The organism is Micromonospora sp. NPDC005161 (genome assembly GCF_053599855.1).
Window position 1 is genome coordinate 120,796 of record NZ_JBSFYQ010000003.1, and the last position, 14,998, is coordinate 135,793.

The following is a 14,998-nucleotide window of genomic DNA, read 5'->3' on the forward strand; positions in this document are numbered from 1 at the left end:
CGATCCTCCCTGTTGTCCTACGACAGTAGGACTAATAGACAGCTTCACCGGGAGCCGGACCGCTGTCAAGAGAGGCCCGCGGAGTTGCCCCGAACGCGTGGGTCGCCGGGCTGGTCGGGGGGTGTTGGCACCAGAAGGCCAGCAGGTGGCACCGACGGGTCAACCGGCCGGGAAGGGAACGGGCACGTGATCCGTCTGGATGAGGAGGTGTTCGATGGTCACCAGCGAACTGACGACGTCGAGACCGACGCCGCTCCAGGTAGCCCGCGCTCGGGGCCGGCTACGCGGACGGCTCATCCTGCTCGGCCCGGCCTTCGTCGCCGCCGTCGCCTACGTCGACCCCGGCAACTTCGCCACCAACTCGGCCGCCGGCGCCCGCTACGGCTACCTGCTGGTCTGGGTCGTGGTGGTGGCCAACCTCATGGCGATGCTCGTGCAGACGCTCACCGCCAAGCTCGGCCTGGCCACCGGGCGCAGCCTGCCCGAGCTGTGCCGGGAACGCCTGCCGAAGCCGGTGAACCGGGTCATGTGGGTGCAGGCCGAGCTGGTTGCCATGGCCACCGACCTGGCCGAGGTGATCGGCGGCGCCGTCGCCCTGTACCTGCTCTTCGGCATCCCCCTGCTGCCCGGTGGGATCATCATCGGCACCGCCGCGTTCGCCGTGCTCGCCCTGCGCTCGCGTGGATTCCGCGCCTTCGAGATCGCCATCGCCGTGGGGCTCGGCGTCATCGTCCTGGCCTTCGCGGCGAACCTGCTCGCCGCCGGCTCCGACCCGGGCTCCGCCGTGGCCGGCCTGGTGCCCCGGCTCCAGGGCACCGACAGCGTGCTGCTGGCCGCCGGCATCCTCGGCGCCACCGTCATGCCGCACGTCATCTACGTGCACTCCGCGCTCACCCGTGACCGCATCCCGGCCACCGACGACACCGAGCGTCGTACGCTCTTCCGCGGTCAACGCGCCGACGTGCTGCTCGCGCTGACCGCCGCCGGCGCGGTCAACCTCGCCATGCTGCTGATCGCCGCGGCCAGCTTCCGCGGCGGCGGCCCGGTCGGCGCCGACAGCCTGGAGGGCGTGCACGCCGGCCTCGGCCAGACCATCGGCACCGCCGCGGCGTTCGGCTTCGCCATCGCCCTGCTGGTCTCCGGGCTCGCGTCCACCAGTGTCGGCACCTACGCGGGTGAGGTGATCATGCAGGGCTTCCTGCGCCGCCGGATCCCGCTGCTGCTGCGCCGGCTGGTCACCCTGCTGCCCGCGCTGGCCGTGCTCGCCATCGGCCTCGACCCGACCCAGGCCCTGGTGCTGTCCCAGGTCATCCTCAGCTTCGGCATCCCGTTCGCGCTGATCCCGGTGGTCGCCTTCACCCGCCGCCGGGACCTGATGGGCAACCTGGTCAACCATCCGCTCACCACCGCCGCCGCGTCCCTGGTGGCCGCCCTGGTCGTCGCACTCAACGCCTTCCTGCTCTGGCAGGTCGTCACCGGCTGAGCCGGTCGGGCGGGTGCCGACCGTGGCGTGTAGGCCGGGTCGGAGCGGGTACCGCGATCGGGCTGGTCCGGGGGAGTGACCGGTGACGAGCCGAGCTGCCGTACTGGGGAAGGGTCCTGCCGTGGGGTCGTACCGGATCGGGTGGACGGGCGGAGGCCGGGTACGACCGGATCGGGCGGCCCGGCGGCCGCTGACCAGGCTCGCCACGGCGGGGCTGGCGGCGCACGTCTTCTTCGAGTTGGGCGCCGGTGTCGGCATGCCGGCGGCCTCCGTCCTGGGCCCGGTGCCCGCCGCCGGGCTGTGGACCCTTGGCGCCGGGACGCTGTGGCGGGCGGCCGGTACCCGCCCGGCGTCCAGCGACCGGATCTTCGCCGTCGGCAACGGCGTCGGGCTGGCCGCGGTGATCGCCCACCTGCGCGGCTGGCCCGGCCGGCGGACCCGCCTCGGCGTGCCCTGGCTGCGCGAGTGCGAGGGGATGGGGCCGGAGCTGATGCGGTACTACAACCCGATCCTGTACGTGTCGGGCGCGGCCGCCCTGGGCGCGCTGCTGCGGGAGAACCGTTCGGCCCCGCGCTACCTGCCGCTGCTGGCGCTCGGCCTGGTGCCGCTGCTCATCGTCACGCAGCACGCCGAGCACTGGCGGCTGCGTGCGATCGCCGGCCAGCGGCCGGGCTGGTGGAACCGCAGGCTGCGGGCACTCGGCTGAGCCGCGACCGGGCGGGGCTCAACCGGCCACGGCCGGCCCGGTCACGTCCGCCGACCCTCGTCGCGGGTGGGGATCGCCTGACGCTGTTCGAGGGCGTCCGCCGCGTTGGCATCGGCCGGAAGCGACGTCGCCTCGTCGAGCGTGCCCGCCGGTAGCGCGCCCTGCTCGGCCAGGTCGGCCTCGGACGCCTCCGGGTCCACATCACCCGACATGCGGTCCGGTGGCCCCGTGTCGATCGCGTCCTGCCGTTGCTCGAGGGCGTCCGCCTCGGGCGGGGGAATTGGATCACTCTGCTCGTCCCGGTACGTGCTCATCGCGGTCTCCTACCCGGCGGGTGTCGACATGCCGCCGGGCCGCTGCCTACCCGTCACCGTCCGATTCACGCCGCATCGCTGCGCGGTGGCCGACACCCGGCGTGGGCCGACACCCGGCGTGCGGAAAGTTGCGGACGGCAGTCAACCTGTGCCCCGGAGCCGTCGTCCTTGGTTGCGACGGAAGGAGAGCCCGTGCGGTGGAAGAAACGCTTCGAGGGGTTGGACACGCTCGTCGCCGATCGCGGCAGTGCCCTGCTCGCGACGGCGGTACTGCTGACCGGCAACCGAGCCGCCGGCGAGGACCTGGTGCAGGCGGCGCTGGAACGGCTGATGCGGCACTGGAGCCGGGTGCACGGTGACAAGGAGGGCTACCTGCGCCGGACGCTGTACCACCTCGCGGTGGACCAGTGGCGCAGCCGCCGACGCCGCCCGGAGGTGCTGGCCCAGGTGGAGCCGCCCGGCGAGCCGGACGGCACCGAGGCGCTGCACCTGCGCCAGGCGCTGATGCAGGCGCTGGCCACGCTGCCGCCCCGGCAGCGGGCGGTGCTGGTGCTGCGGTACTGGGAGCAGTGCAGCGAGGCGGAGGCCGCCGAGATCCTCGGTTGCTCGATCGGCACCGTCAAGTCCACCGCCTCCCGGGGGTTGTCCCGCCTCCGCGAGGTGACCGCCGCCTGGACGGTCGACGACGTCCCGGCCTCGAACGGAGCGAAATGATGACCAGCGACATCGAAGAGCAGTTGACCATCGGAATGCGCCAGGAGGTGGCGGGCCTCGCGCTCGACACGGACGTGCTGGGCGCGGCGACCCGGCGGCACGGGCGACGGGTCACCGTGCGGCGAGCCTCGTACGCCGCTGGCGTGATGGGCCTGGCCGGGGCGCTCGCCGCGGTGGTGGCGATCGGTGGGCCCGGCGCCTCGGCGCCGGGAGGCAACGCCCCGGGTGCCTCGGCGCCGGGTGGCAACCCGCCGCCGGTGGCCAGCGCCGACTCGCCACAGCTCCAGCTGGCCTCGGCGATCACCGCCAGCGAGGCCGTCAGCTACCGCCTGAAGATCACCGTCGGCAGCAGGGAGGACCCGGACGCCGGGGGGACCGCGGAGGCAGCCTGGGACCCGGACCGTTCCACCGGCTGGCTGACCTCCTCCATACCCGGTGGAGGGGCCTACTACCAGCGGATGATCAACGGGACGTTCTATGTCGGATCGAGTGGCTCGGCGACCTGGAAGCAGGAGCCGAACAACGGCTATCTGGAGTACGGCGACGTCCTCGGTGGCGCGGCCGGCGCGTCGGCCGATCCGAAGGAGTTGTTCGCGGCGCTACGGGAGGCGCACGCCAAGATCACCCGAACCGGCGACGGCCGGTACCACTTCGAGAGCACCCGCTCCTACGACGACGAGCACAGCGCCGGCACCCGAACGCTGGTCGGGGACGTGACCGTCGGCGCGGACGGCCGCGTCGCGACGGTGACCTACCTGTCGTCGAACAAGGCCCGGATCAAGGCTGGGGTGAAGAGCCCCAAGAGTGGGCTCACCATGGAATCGCATCAGCGGCTGACCCTGGAGCTGTCCGACTACGGCGTCCCGGTGCGGGTGCAGAAGCCGACGAACGTGATCGTCGCCCGCTGACCGAAAGGCCTTAGGTCACGGCCCCGCACTGCCCGCCGCACCGCGCGGCGGGCAGTGCGTCAGCCGGCATTGGCCGGTCGGGTCCTCAGTGGATGTCGCGGCGGATCAGTCGGTGAGCGTCACCGGGGACCGGTCGCGGCGGGATGCGGCGGCCAGCCCCAGCGCCAGCAGCGCGCACACCGCGCCGACCAGCAAGAGCAGCGAGGCCGCCAGTTGGCCCAGCCACTCCCACAGCGGGTGCCACGCCGGGTGCGGCTCGTCGAGGTGGTGCTTGAGCAGTTGGGGCGCGGCGAGGAGCACCGGCAGCCACCACAGCACCATGGTGACGCCGAACAGGAATTTCGCCGTGCCGCCGCCCAGGCGTTCCTCGGTGCGTCGGCTGGCCCAACCGAAGACCAGCCACCCGGCCAGCGCGCCCAGCAGCGCGCCGATCACCCCGGCGGGGACCACCGCCGGCGGCGGCGCGCGGTGCAGTTCGACCGACAGGTACGTGCCGTCACCGGTGGTCTGTGAGGGGATGGAGGCGTTCAGGATGGTGTCGCCGCGCCGAGCCAGCATGGTGGTCGTGGTGCTCACCATCGGGGTAGCGCACAGCTTGTCCGAGCAGATCGTGTCCTCGACCACCACGGGGTCGTACAGCCGCCAGCCGGTTTCGCGCAGGCGCTGCCGGGCCACCGTGACGATCTGCTCGGCCGGCACCGATGGTGCGCCGACGGAGGTGACGCCGGTGGCGCTCTCCTGGTACTCGCCGCCGTCGCCGAGCAGCACGGTTTTGAGGTTGCTCAGCCGCAGGGGGTGCCCGTACACGACGAAGAGCGCGGGTGGGGTGTCGATCTCGCCCAGGTCATGTCCGGGAAAGACCTCGGTCAGGATGGCGCCGGCCTCGGCGCGGTCGGGCTGCGGTCGGGAAGTCTCCCAGGCGACCCGGCTGGCCAGCGCGCCGGCGAAGAGGCCGCAGATGAGCGCGGCCAGCGTGGCCCAGGCGACGACGCTGTAACTGGCGGGGCGGCCGAGCCGGCGGCGCAGCAGCCGCCAGTACCGGCGGGCCAACAGGTCGGTCGTCGGCATGGCCATCCTTCGGGTCCGGCGTCAGGCGGGGCGGGAGGCGTAGGTGCCGCAGTCGCGCCTCGGCGGTGGTGGTGAGCCGGCGCAGCCGGTGCCGGCACTATAGATAGATCGTTTATGGATGGGCAAGGATGTGGGTGTCATCCCCGCGATAGCCACCACCGGTGGCCGGGATCGGCCAGGATGGGCGAGGCGGCCGGCCACGGCCGTGGCGAGGAGGGCGGGCGATGCGGGTGCGGGCGCGGGTGACCCGGGGGCGGCACGCCCGGGCGGGAACAGCGCTGGCCACCCTGCTCGTCTGGGCGGTGCCGCTGGCACTGGTGCTCGCGCCGGGCGCGGCGCTGGCCGGCGCGCCGGGCGCCGGAACGGCGGTCTGCCAGGTGCGCGACGATCGGCTCCGGGAGATGTCCGGGATGGTCGCCACGGACGACGGGTACGTGGTGGTCAACGACGGCGCCGACGACGAGGCCCGCCGCCGGATCTTCTTTCTCGACCGCCGTTGCGCGGTGGTGCGGACGGTCGCCTACCCGTCCCAACCACGCGACACGGAGGACCTGGCCGTCGGCCCGGACGGCACCATCTGGGTCGCCGACATCGGCGACAACGACCGCACGCGGGAGACGATCGCGCTGTGGCGGCTCGCGCCGGACGCGGACCAGCCGGTGCTGCACCGGATGACGTACCCGGACCGCCCGCACGACGCGGAGGCGTTGCTGCTCGACGCGGATGGCCGGCCGCTGATCGTGACCAAGGGGGGCAGCGGCACGGTCTTCCTGTACGCGCCGACCACCGCGCTGCGTCCCGCGGCGACGACGCCGCTGGCCTCGGTCGGTCAGGTGGCCCTGCCGGCCTCCACGACCAGCAACCCGTTCTCCTTTCTCGGCCGGGGTGTGGTCACCGGCGCGGCGAGCGCGCCGGACGGGCGTCGGGTGGTGCTGCGCAGCTACGCCGACGCCTTCGAGTACGACGTGCCCGACGGCGACCTGGTCGCCGCGCTGACCAAGGGCGTCCCGCGGGTCACCCCGCTGCCGGACGAGCCCCAGGGCGAGTCGATCACCTACAGCCGGGACGGCCGGTCGTTGCTCACCGTCTCCGAGTCCGCCGGCCAGCCGCAGGGCACCTACCCGGCGATCCTGCGGTATCCCGCCACGACGGGGACGGCCGCCACGCCAAAGCCGATGGAGTCCACCACCGCCGGCCCGCTGGCGCCCAGCGCGGTCCGCCCGGCGGCGGCGGACGTGGGCGGCGCGGGCGATCGGACCTGGCCGCTGGTGGCCGTCGCCGGGACGCTGCTGGCGCTGGTCGGGCTTGCCGGTGTGCTGTGGCGGCGACACACGGCCCGGCGGTGACGGGATGTCCGTGCTGTCCGCGTTGCGCCACCCGATCGTCGCCGCCCCGATGGCCGGCGGCCCGTCCACGCCGGCGCTCGTGTCGGCCGTCTCCTCCGCCGGCGGATTGGGCTTCCTGGCCGCTGGGATGATCGACACCGACCGGCTGGCCGCCGACATCGCGGAGGTCCGTGCCCACACCGACCGGCCGTTCGGTGTCAACGTCTTCCTGCCCGACTCCGGCACCGTCGACGAGGCCGCCATCCGGGCGTACGCCGACCGGCTCGCCCCGCACGCCGGCCAGCGCGGGGTGACCCTGGGCGAGCCGGTGGGCGGCGACGACGGATACCCGGACAAGCTGGCCATGCTGCTCGCCGACCCGGTCCCGGTGGTGTCCTTCGCCTTCGGGCTGCCCGACCGGGCCGCGGTGGCCGCCCTGCGGGAGCGGGGCACCGAGGTGTGGGCCACGATCACCCGGCCGGACGCCGCCACGGCTGCCGCCGAGATCGGCGTGGACGCCGTGGTGGTGCAGGGCACCGAGGCTGGTGGACATCGCGGTGGCCTGCCGGACGACGACGACTACGCGCTGCTGCCGCTGCTCCGGCTGGTCGCCGCCGGTGGTGACCGCCCGCTGGTGGCCGCCGGAGGCGTCGTCGACGGCCCCGGGGTGGCCGCGGTGCTGGCCGCCGGCGCCGCCGCCGCGCAGCTCGGCACGGCGTTCCTGCGCTGCCCGGAGGCGGGGAGTTCGCCGATGCACCGGTCGGCGGTGGCCAGCTCCGCGCCGACCGCTCTGACCCGGGCGTACACCGGCAAGCGGGCTCGCGGCGTGGTCAACGATTTCCTGCGCCGCCACGACGCCGCGGCGCCCGCCGGCTACCCGCAGGTGCTGCACCTGACCCGTCCGTTGCTGTCAGCCGCCCGGCGCGAGGGGGATGCGTCGGTGCCGAACCTGTGGGCCGGGCAGGCGCATCCCCTGGCCCGGGACCTGCCGGCCGCCGAGCTGGTCGGCGAGGTCAGCGCCGGGGCCCGGACCGCGTTGGCGGCGGCGGCCGAGCGGGCGACCCGCTGGGGTTGACCGGATCGCCGGCCGGCCCGGACGGGATGGCGGTGGAAGCCGTAGAGTCTCGCCGTGATCGAGATCGGCGCGCAGGTCGACCTGTCCCACCCGCCGGACCGGGTGTGGCTCGCATTGACGGACCGGGAGCTGCTCGGCCGGTGGTTCGCCGAGGCCGACGTGGCGGAAGTCCCGGACCGGCTGGTGCTGCACACGGCCGGGTTGCCCGGCTTCGACGCCAACGTCGAGGTCGAGGTGATCGAACGGCGGGTGCCCGAGCTGCTCACGATGCGCTGCGACGAGGCGGGCCGGCTCACCGAGGTGACCTGTGCCGTCACCGCCACGAAGCAGGGCTGCCGGCTGGCGGTCCGCGAGGTGACGACGCACGGCACCTGGTCCGCCGAGCAGCACGATCCACGCGAGCAGCAGCTCCGGCAGGCGCTGACCGTGCGCCTGCCGGCCATTCTCGACTGGCTCGCTTTCCAACAGGTCGACCTGCGGCGCGGTGAGGCCGGGATGACGGCCGAACTCCCGACGATCGGCGCGCTCCGGGAGGGCCCTGCCCGGGCCCGCCGCCGTCGCCGGACGGTGGTCGCGGTGCTGACCGGCGCCGTACTGGTCGCGGGGCTGGCGGCGTGGGTCGCGTTGCCGGGCGAGCCGGACACCGCTGCCGCCCCACCCCCGGCGACACCGTCACCGACGCAGGCGTCGGCGTCCGAGGCGGCCGTCGTGCCCACCGGCTCACCGAGGGCGACGCCCTCGGCGCGCCCCTCGCGGACCGCCGCGTCGGCGACCGCCCGCCCGAGCCGCACCCCGACGGTCAAGCCGTCGCCCACCCTCGCCTCGGTCCCGGCATCACCGCCGCTGACCGCCAGCTACCGCACCGACTCCAGCCGGCTGTTCGGCTACACGGGCGAGGTGGTGGTCGAGAACCCGGGCGGCGCACCGGTGGCGGACTGGGTCGTGGTGGTGACCCTCGCCGAGAGCAGCACCTTCGACGACGTCGACGGCGCCGACGTGAAGCGGGACGGGCGGACGCTCACCTTCAGCGGGCCGGCCGTGCCGGCCGGCGGGTCGAAGACGTTCCAGTTCGACGTCCGCGACAGTCGGCCGAAGGCCAGGGAGCCGGAGGGCTGCACGGTGGACGGCAATCCGTGCGCGGGCACGTGAACGCGGGCCGCGACGGGCGGCCCGAGCGCGGGGAGGGCCATCGTGCCGCGTCCACCGGTTCTCGCGGTCGTCCGGCAACGGCCCGACCCGGGAGCATGCGGGCGGGCGGTCGTCCCTAGGCTGGCGGCATGGCACTGCTGCACCGGGCGACCCTGCGCCCCTCGAAGCTCGACCTGCTGGCGACCTGGCTGCCCGCTCGACCGTGGTACCGGGGGCCGGCCGGCGCCGACGTGGTGACCCTGGGCGCCTACCGCTTCGACGACCCCGCCGGCGCGGTCGGCATCGAGACGATCCTGGTCGGCGCTGGCGACGGGCCGGTCCACCAGGTCCCGCTCACCTACCGCGCCGCGCCGCTCGACGGCGCCGACGACTGGCTCGTCGGCACCACCGAGCACTCGGTGCTCGGCCCGCGCTGGGTGTACGACGGCTGCGCGGACCCGGTGTACGCGACGGCGCTGGCCGACGCGATCCTCGCCGGCACCGGTCAGGCGGAGCAGTACTTCGAGGTCGACGGCCGACGCGAGCTGCGTGAGCCGAACATGACGATCCTCGCCAACGGCGCCGCGCCGCTGCCGGTCGGCGCCGCGGGACCGGTGGTCGACGAGGACGCCTCGCTGATCGTCACCGACTCCGTCGAGTTGGTCGTCGTACGTCGGCCCGGCGCTGGCGCGGTCGATGCCGCCGGGGCGGTCCTCAGTGGCAGCTGGAGCGGGCAGCCGACGACCGTGCCGCTGGCGTACGCCCGAGCGCGCTGACGCCATGGCGGGCCGGCCGGGGGTTACGGTCGTGGTGTGATCACCGTCGCCGACGTGCGGACCCTCGCCCGGACGCTGCCCCGTAGCAGCGAGCACCTGATTCGGGACCGGGTGAAGTTCCGGGTCGGGTCCATCGTGTACGTCGCGTTCTCCCGTGACGAGGCGACGATGGGCTTCGGGTTCCCCAAGCAGGAGCGGGCCGGGCTGGTCGCCGCCGAGCCGGATCTGTTCTTCCTGCCCGGCGAGTCGGACCTGCGCTTTCACTGGGTGTGCTGCCACACCGCCCGGCTGGAGCACGGGTACATGACCGAGCTGGTCACCGAGGCGTGGCGGATGGTGGTGCCGAAGTTCCTGGCCCGGCAGCGGCTGGGCGGCTGACAGGCGGCGAACTACGACGACGGGGGCCCGGTAGCGGGCCCCCGTCGCGTTTCACCACCGAGTCGGTGGGGGTGGCGGCGATACGGGCGGTCGGTCGTCGCAGGTGATGGTGTTCGGCAACAGCCACGGGGCCAACCAGCCGCCGTCGTTGCCGCCGAGGTCGGTCAGCGCGAACTCCGAGCCGGCCGGGGTGAAGTGGAACGACCCGCAGTTGTTGACGCCGACCGCACCCACGTTGCGGGCGTCCACGTTGGCGAACGAGGCCGACCCGGCGGACCGGGCGCTGACCACGGAGGTGCCGGTGCCGTCGACCCGGACGTTCCGGAAGTGCACGTTGGTGATCGAGTAGAGGTCCTTCACCGGCCAGTCGCTGACCAGCATGATCGCGTTGTAGGTGTTGTCGAGGTATGCGTCGCCGACCACATCGATGGCCGCGTCGATGCTCCGGTCCAGGGCGAAGATCCAGATCGCGCCCAACCCGATGTTCCAGTTCAGCTCGTACGTGCCGGCGCGGGCGGTGGTGTTGTTGGTGATCCGCAGGTGACCGGTGAACGGCTCCGCGCCGAAGCGCGAACCGGCGTGGATGCCGCTGCCCTCGCGCACCGGATCGGCGATGAGGTTGTGCGAGACGGTGTTGTCCCTGCCGCCGTAGATGGCGATGCCGTTGGCCAACGTCGGCGACTGCACGGTGTTGTGGTCGAACGTGTTCCGCGCGTTGGCCGTCGTCTCCGACCACATCGCCAGGCCGTCGTCGCCGGTGTTGCGGACGAAGTTGTGGGCGACGAGCGAGTTCGTGACGCCGGTGTGGAAGTTGAGCGCGTCCGCGATCTGGTCGACGATGATGTTGTTGGTGACGCGGACGTTCGTCATCGGCCCGTCGAACCACAGGCCCACCTTGGTGTGGTGCAGGTAGAGCCCGTCGATGGTCGAGTCACTCATCGCCCCACCGATCGCGTTGACCTGGTCGGTGTCGATGCGTTCCCGCACGTCCCCCTCGATGGCGAAGCCGGAGAGGTGGACGTTGCGGCTGCCGCCGTCAGCGGCGTCGCGGCCGTAGAAGCCGACGCCGGTGTGCACCGAGCCGTCCGGGGCCGGCGTCGGCAGGGCGACCTCGCGGCCCTTGATGATGGTGTACCAGCTGCCGGCGCCCTCGATGGTCACGTCGTCGACGGTGATGTGCCGGTTGACCTGGTAGGTGCCCGGCGGGATGTACACCTTCAGGTGGGCCCGCCGGGCGAAGGCGATGGCCCGGTCCAGGGCGGCGGCGGAGTCCCGCCGGCCGGTGGGGTCGGCGCCGAAGGCCAGCACGTTCGCGGCGAGAAGCCGGATGTGCGGCGGCGCGACCAGTTCGGAGTCGAGCAGGTCGATGACGGTCCAGGCGGCCGCGCTGCCGGGTGGCGCGGTGAGCCGGACCCGGTCGCCGGCCCGGTAGGTGCGCCCGAGCAGGAGCCGCTGCTCGTCGTAGAAGTGGGTGGGCCGGAACGGCGTGCTGATGGTCGGGTACGGCGTGGTGGCCGACGGCACGCACGAGCACTCGGTGATCCACCAGTCCGGGTGCAGCAGCCCGGCCTGGGGGTCGTTGGAGAACGGGTACTGGTTGTAGAGCCATGAGTACTGCGAGGTCAGCGTCATGCTGCGGACGTGCTTGCCGTTGACCGCGACGCCCAGCGGGGCGGTGATCCCGCCGCCGCGCGGCGCGTCCGGGATGCTGTACCGCACGGTGATCGCGTTGGCCGCGCTGGGCAGGGCGAACTCGACGTACTCCCCGGGGGTGAGCCGCACCGCCCGGCGGCCGGAGGCCTCCGCGGGCAGCGTGTAGGCGGACCGGTCGGGGCCGATGATCTCGCCGTTGGTGTGGGCGTTCTCCGCCTCCTGCTCGAGAAAGCCGACGTTCGCGCCGCGCCCGGCGACCAGCGCCGGGTCGAGGGCGGCCCGGGTGACCACCGGCTGCACGCCGGATGGTCGGGTGGCGGCTGCGGCGGGCCCACCGCCCAGCAGTGCGAGGGCGGTCACGGCCACGACCGCGCCCGCGGTCAGTGGCCGGTGGGGGCGTCGCCGCGCCGGGATCGTGCTCCGGGACATGGACTCTCCTCTGTGGTCCGCGGGCGCTCTCACCGGCGCTCAGCATCGACCGCCATGATGCCAGTGGCGTGCGTGACGTTGCAAGAGGAAGATGAAAACATGAAAAGTGACGACCGAGAAGCAGAAAGAAACCGACAACACGCTTCAATGCGCGCCGTCGGCCAGCTCCACCGGAGCGGCTCCCGACGGGCGTAGGCTGAACCGCGTGGATCAAGAAGACCGGATCGCCCTGTTCCTCGACTACGAGAACCTCGCGCTGGGGGCTCGCGACAACCGCGGCGGCATGGCCTTCGACTTCCGGCCCATCGCCGACGCCCTGGCCGAGCGGGGGCGCGTGGTGGTGCGCCGGGCGTACGCCGACTGGTCCTACTTCGACGAGGACCGCCGGATGCTCACCCGGTCCCATGTCGAGCTGATCGAGATCCCGCAGCGGATGGGGGCGTCGCGCAAGAACGCGGCGGACATCAAGATGGCCGTGGACGCCATCGAGCTGGCCTTCGAGCGCGACTACATCTCCACCTTCGTGATCTGTAGCGGCGACAGCGACTTCACCCCGCTGGTGCACAAGCTCCGCGAGCTGAACAAGCGGGTCATCGGCGTCGGAGTCGAGGGGTCGACCTCGGCGCTGCTCCCGCCGGCGTGCGACGAGTTCCTCTACTACGACCGGCTGGAGGGTGTGGACATCCCGCCGACCCACGGCCGGCGTGGCCGTCCGGTGCGGCAGCCGGGCCCGGAGCTGCGTGCACCCGAGCCGGAGCGGGAGCAGGAGCCGGAGGAGGAGCGGCAGCCGACGGGGGAGGAGCCCGGCCGGGACGTGGACGCCCTCGCCGTGCTGGTGGCCCAGACGGTGGCCGGGCTCCAGGGCAGCGCCAGCGGCGAGGTGACCGCCTCCCGGCTCAAGCGCACCCTGCTGCGCAAGGACCCGACGTTCAGCGAGTCCGACTACGGGTTCCGCACCTTCGGCGAGTTGCTGCGTCACCTCGCCGCGCAGAGCGTGATCGAGCTGGCCGAGGGCCCCGCGAAGGGCGACCCGGAGGTCTCGTTGCCGGAGCATGGCGATCGTGAGGTGGCCTTCGGTCTGCTCCGTGGCGTTGTGGCGGACCTGGGCAGCGCGGGCAACCCGGTCGCCCTGTCCGGGCTGAAGAACCAGCTGCGCCGGGCCCGGCCCGACTTCAGCGAGAAGAAGCTCGGCTACCGCAGCTTCCTCCAGTTCTGCAAGGCCGCCGCCACCGGCGGTGTGGTCGACCTGCGCTGGAGTCCCGAAGCGGACGACTACCTGCTCACCGCGCAGGGGTGAGTGCCAGCCGGCTCCCTGGCCGGCATGCCCGAAGGCGCCTCGTCCCGGTTCTGATCCGCTGCTCAGGACGGGAGAAGTGCCGCGGCGGCTCCTCCATGTCTCGAGTTGACCCGAACTGCGCCCGAATCGCGGCTCTTGTCACGCTCTGAGCCCACCTGCGCCGTACCCCTTGCCGGGGAATTGCTATACGGTCGGCGAATGATGGTGGAGGAACACTGGTGGAACGGTGACACGACCCCGCGCGGGCGCCGGGACGTGTACATCCGTACTGACGGGCAGGGTTGGGAGGTCCGCGCCCAGATCGGTGGGGCGTCGGGTCGTGAGCGGGTGCAGCAGTGCCCCAGCCGGGCCTCGGCGGCCATCCTCGCCGACGCCTGGCGCGGCACCCACCCTTCCTGGCGCGAACTGACGCGCTGATCCGGCACCGGGCCGGGCCGGCAACGCTCCAGGGCTCCAGCCCGGCGCGGTTACCGGCCGGCCCGGCGCACGGCTCACCCGGCGGCGGCCGGAGACGGGGTCACGTCAGCCGGTCACTGCGCGTCGCTTCGACGAAGGTGCGCCACTGCTCGGGGCGGAACCGCAGTGCGGGGCCGGTCGCGTCCTTGCTGTCCCGAACGCCGATGACATCGGGCAGGTTGTCCGCCACCTCGACACAGTTGCCTTGAGCGCTGCTCCGGATGCTCTTGCGCCAAGCGGCGCCGGTCAGATCAACCATCGTGTCTCTCCTTGATGTCCTGCACGAGCTTGCGGGATTCCTGCACGCTCAGCGCCTCTGACGTGAGCGTCTTCCAGACCTCGGCGTACGCGCGGACCTCTTCGATCCGGTCGAGGTACAGAGCTCCCGACAGTCCCTCGCTGTAGACCGTCGTGGGCTCTGCGGACCTGGCACCGGTGGTGGGGAAGTCCAGGATGACGAAATTCCCTGCCACCGCCACCTGACTCAGCCTGCTGCCGAGCGGCAGAAGCCTGATGGACACGTTGGACGCGTTGCCGGCCTCGATGAGCCGATCTAGCTGCCCAGCCATGCCGGGAACGGCGCGGTGTAGTAGTGCCTCCTCAAGAATGACGTCCAACGTGGGCGCGGCCGGGCGCTTCCTGACCAGGATTCGCTGACGCTCGGTCCGCAGTTCCACCAGCTTGGCCACCTCGTCGTCCGAGGTTTCTGGTCGAGTCCGTCCTACCTCAGCCGCGTACTCCGGCGTCTGCAACAGGCCGGGTACCAGGGCATGTTCATAGGTTCGTATCCGGCTGGCCGCTGACTCCAGCCCCACGTACAGCTCGAACCACCTCGGGATGATCTCGCCGTAGGCGTGATACCAGCCCTTGCTTTTGGACTCCCTGGCCAGGCTCACGAGGACTTCGGTCATGTCCGCGGCGGCGCCGTAGAGGCGGCACATCTGGTCGACGTCCAGCGCCCGCACGGGGGTCTGCCCGGACTCGATGCGGTACATCTTGGCGCGGGACCACTCAAGGTCGGACGCAGCCGCCTCCAGCCCGATGCCTGCCTGCTCTCTGGTCTGGCGCAGCAGCCGGCCGAGCTGCCGCCGCGGCACCGTCGAACCAGCCTCGGTCATTCGCGCCGTCCTCTCCGTCTCGTCTTGACACGTCATCCGGCGTCGATTGGGACGCCACACGCATCATCACCCGAAACGTGCCGTGCGTAGTGAACATCTCACGGCGAGTGTTGCAGGAGGATTCACCGGCCCGGGATCGTGACAGGTATCAGGGCTGGTGGACGGGCCTC

At 72.6% G+C, this 14,998-nt stretch carries 16 protein-coding genes; 11 read left to right on the top strand and 5 right to left on the bottom strand.

Annotated features, from left to right (window positions below; genetic code table 11):
• Positions 1–214: 214 nt before the first annotated feature.
• Positions 215–1,483, top strand: a complete 1,269-nt coding sequence (locus ACWD5O_RS04350) for an Nramp family divalent metal transporter (RefSeq protein WP_354966028.1) — start codon at positions 215–217, stop codon at positions 1,481–1,483.
• A gap of 121 nt (positions 1,484–1,604) precedes the next feature.
• Positions 1,605–2,189 (top strand): hypothetical protein, encoded by a 585-nt coding sequence (locus tag ACWD5O_RS04355; protein ID WP_450084548.1) that lies wholly within the window; start codon positions 1,605–1,607, stop codon positions 2,187–2,189.
• A gap of 41 nt (positions 2,190–2,230) precedes the next feature.
• On the opposite strand, the gene ACWD5O_RS04360 is transcribed toward ACWD5O_RS04355, so the two are convergent.
• Positions 2,231–2,503: a hypothetical protein gene (locus ACWD5O_RS04360; protein WP_354966026.1), complete on the bottom strand. Its 273-nt coding sequence runs from the start codon at positions 2,501–2,503 to the stop codon at positions 2,231–2,233.
• A 192-nt stretch (positions 2,504–2,695) separates the two neighbouring features.
• Between ACWD5O_RS04360 and ACWD5O_RS04365 the strand changes: the two genes are divergently transcribed.
• Complete coding sequence (locus tag ACWD5O_RS04365; protein WP_354966025.1) at positions 2,696–3,217, top strand: SigE family RNA polymerase sigma factor; 522 nt, start codon at positions 2,696–2,698, stop codon at positions 3,215–3,217.
• The gene (locus ACWD5O_RS04370; RefSeq protein WP_354966024.1) at positions 3,217–4,125 is read left to right on the top strand and encodes a hypothetical protein; all 909 of its coding nucleotides are present in this window, start codon (positions 3,217–3,219) and stop codon (positions 4,123–4,125) included. Before ACWD5O_RS04365 ends, ACWD5O_RS04370 begins: the two co-directional genes overlap by 1 nt.
• A gap of 105 nt (positions 4,126–4,230) precedes the next feature.
• On the opposite strand, the gene ACWD5O_RS04375 is transcribed toward ACWD5O_RS04370, so the two are convergent.
• The gene (locus ACWD5O_RS04375; protein WP_450084549.1) at positions 4,231–5,193 is read right to left on the bottom strand and encodes a hypothetical protein; all 963 of its coding nucleotides are present in this window, start codon (positions 5,191–5,193) and stop codon (positions 4,231–4,233) included.
• Between the two features lie 224 nt (positions 5,194–5,417).
• Between ACWD5O_RS04375 and ACWD5O_RS04380 the strand changes: the two genes are divergently transcribed.
• The 5 genes from ACWD5O_RS04380 (at position 5,418) to ACWD5O_RS04400 (ending at position 9,875) form a co-directional block, all read left to right on the top strand.
• Positions 5,418–6,539, top strand: coding sequence for a hypothetical protein (locus tag ACWD5O_RS04380; protein WP_450084550.1), 1,122 nt, complete (start codon positions 5,418–5,420; stop codon positions 6,537–6,539).
• Between the two features lie 4 nt (positions 6,540–6,543).
• Positions 6,544–7,593: an NAD(P)H-dependent flavin oxidoreductase gene (locus ACWD5O_RS04385; RefSeq protein ID WP_450084551.1), complete on the top strand. Its 1,050-nt coding sequence runs from the start codon at positions 6,544–6,546 to the stop codon at positions 7,591–7,593.
• Positions 7,594–7,647: 54 nt separating this feature from the next.
• Positions 7,648–8,742 carry an SRPBCC domain-containing protein gene (locus tag ACWD5O_RS04390; RefSeq protein ID WP_354966020.1) on the top strand — a complete coding sequence of 365 codons (1,095 nt, stop codon included), beginning with the start codon at positions 7,648–7,650 and terminating at the stop codon, positions 8,740–8,742.
• Between the two features lie 128 nt (positions 8,743–8,870).
• Positions 8,871–9,497, top strand: a complete 627-nt coding sequence (locus ACWD5O_RS04395; RefSeq protein WP_450084552.1) for a CG0192-related protein — start codon at positions 8,871–8,873, stop codon at positions 9,495–9,497.
• Positions 9,498–9,533: 36 nt separating this feature from the next.
• Positions 9,534–9,875 (top strand): MmcQ/YjbR family DNA-binding protein, encoded by a 342-nt coding sequence (locus ACWD5O_RS04400; protein WP_450084553.1) that lies wholly within the window; start codon positions 9,534–9,536, stop codon positions 9,873–9,875.
• Positions 9,876–9,926: 51 nt separating this feature from the next.
• On the opposite strand, the gene ACWD5O_RS04405 is transcribed toward ACWD5O_RS04400, so the two are convergent.
• Positions 9,927–11,957 (bottom strand): glycosyl hydrolase family 28-related protein, encoded by a 2,031-nt coding sequence (locus tag ACWD5O_RS04405; RefSeq protein WP_450084554.1) that lies wholly within the window; start codon positions 11,955–11,957, stop codon positions 9,927–9,929.
• 205 nt (positions 11,958–12,162) lie between these two features.
• Here ACWD5O_RS04405 and ACWD5O_RS04410 point away from each other — a divergent pair, with 205 nt between their 5' ends.
• Positions 12,163–13,254, top strand: a complete 1,092-nt coding sequence (locus tag ACWD5O_RS04410; protein ID WP_354966017.1) for a PIN domain-containing protein — start codon at positions 12,163–12,165, stop codon at positions 13,252–13,254.
• A 198-nt stretch (positions 13,255–13,452) separates the two neighbouring features.
• Positions 13,453–13,671 (top strand): hypothetical protein, encoded by a 219-nt coding sequence (locus tag ACWD5O_RS04415; protein ID WP_074318338.1) that lies wholly within the window; start codon positions 13,453–13,455, stop codon positions 13,669–13,671.
• Positions 13,672–13,771: 100 nt separating this feature from the next.
• On the opposite strand, the gene ACWD5O_RS04420 is transcribed toward ACWD5O_RS04415, so the two are convergent.
• Positions 13,772–13,969: a DUF397 domain-containing protein gene (locus tag ACWD5O_RS04420; protein WP_354966016.1), complete on the bottom strand. Its 198-nt coding sequence runs from the start codon at positions 13,967–13,969 to the stop codon at positions 13,772–13,774.
• Positions 13,962–14,828: a helix-turn-helix domain-containing protein gene (locus tag ACWD5O_RS04425; protein WP_450084555.1), complete on the bottom strand. Its 867-nt coding sequence runs from the start codon at positions 14,826–14,828 to the stop codon at positions 13,962–13,964. The genes ACWD5O_RS04420 and ACWD5O_RS04425 overlap by 8 nt, the downstream gene beginning before the upstream one ends.
• Positions 14,829–14,998 lie beyond the last annotated feature (170 nt).

Bases quoted from the DNA above. Each gene is read 5' to 3' on its own strand.
- ACWD5O_RS04380 (WP_450084550.1), top strand. From the start codon at position 5,418: ATGCGGGTGCGGGCGCGGGTGACCCGGGGGCGGCACGCCCGGGCGGGA.
- ACWD5O_RS04385 (WP_450084551.1), top strand. From the start codon at position 6,544: ATGTCCGTGCTGTCCGCGTTGCGCCACCCGATCGTCGCCGCCCCGATG.
- ACWD5O_RS04425 (WP_450084555.1), bottom strand. From the start codon at position 14,828: ATGACCGAGGCTGGTTCGACGGTGCCGCGGCGGCAGCTCGGCCGGCTG.
- ACWD5O_RS04350 (WP_354966028.1), top strand. From the start codon at position 215: ATGGTCACCAGCGAACTGACGACGTCGAGACCGACGCCGCTCCAGGTA.
- ACWD5O_RS04415 (WP_074318338.1), top strand. From the start codon at position 13,453: ATGATGGTGGAGGAACACTGGTGGAACGGTGACACGACCCCGCGCGGG.
- ACWD5O_RS04395 (WP_450084552.1), top strand. From the start codon at position 8,871: ATGGCACTGCTGCACCGGGCGACCCTGCGCCCCTCGAAGCTCGACCTG.
- ACWD5O_RS04375 (WP_450084549.1), bottom strand. From the start codon at position 5,193: ATGCCGACGACCGACCTGTTGGCCCGCCGGTACTGGCGGCTGCTGCGC.
- ACWD5O_RS04405 (WP_450084554.1), bottom strand. From the start codon at position 11,957: ATGTCCCGGAGCACGATCCCGGCGCGGCGACGCCCCCACCGGCCACTG.
- ACWD5O_RS04360 (WP_354966026.1), bottom strand. From the start codon at position 2,503: ATGAGCACGTACCGGGACGAGCAGAGTGATCCAATTCCCCCGCCCGAG.
- ACWD5O_RS04420 (WP_354966016.1), bottom strand. From the start codon at position 13,969: ATGGTTGATCTGACCGGCGCCGCTTGGCGCAAGAGCATCCGGAGCAGC.
- ACWD5O_RS04370 (WP_354966024.1), top strand. From the start codon at position 3,217: ATGACCAGCGACATCGAAGAGCAGTTGACCATCGGAATGCGCCAGGAG.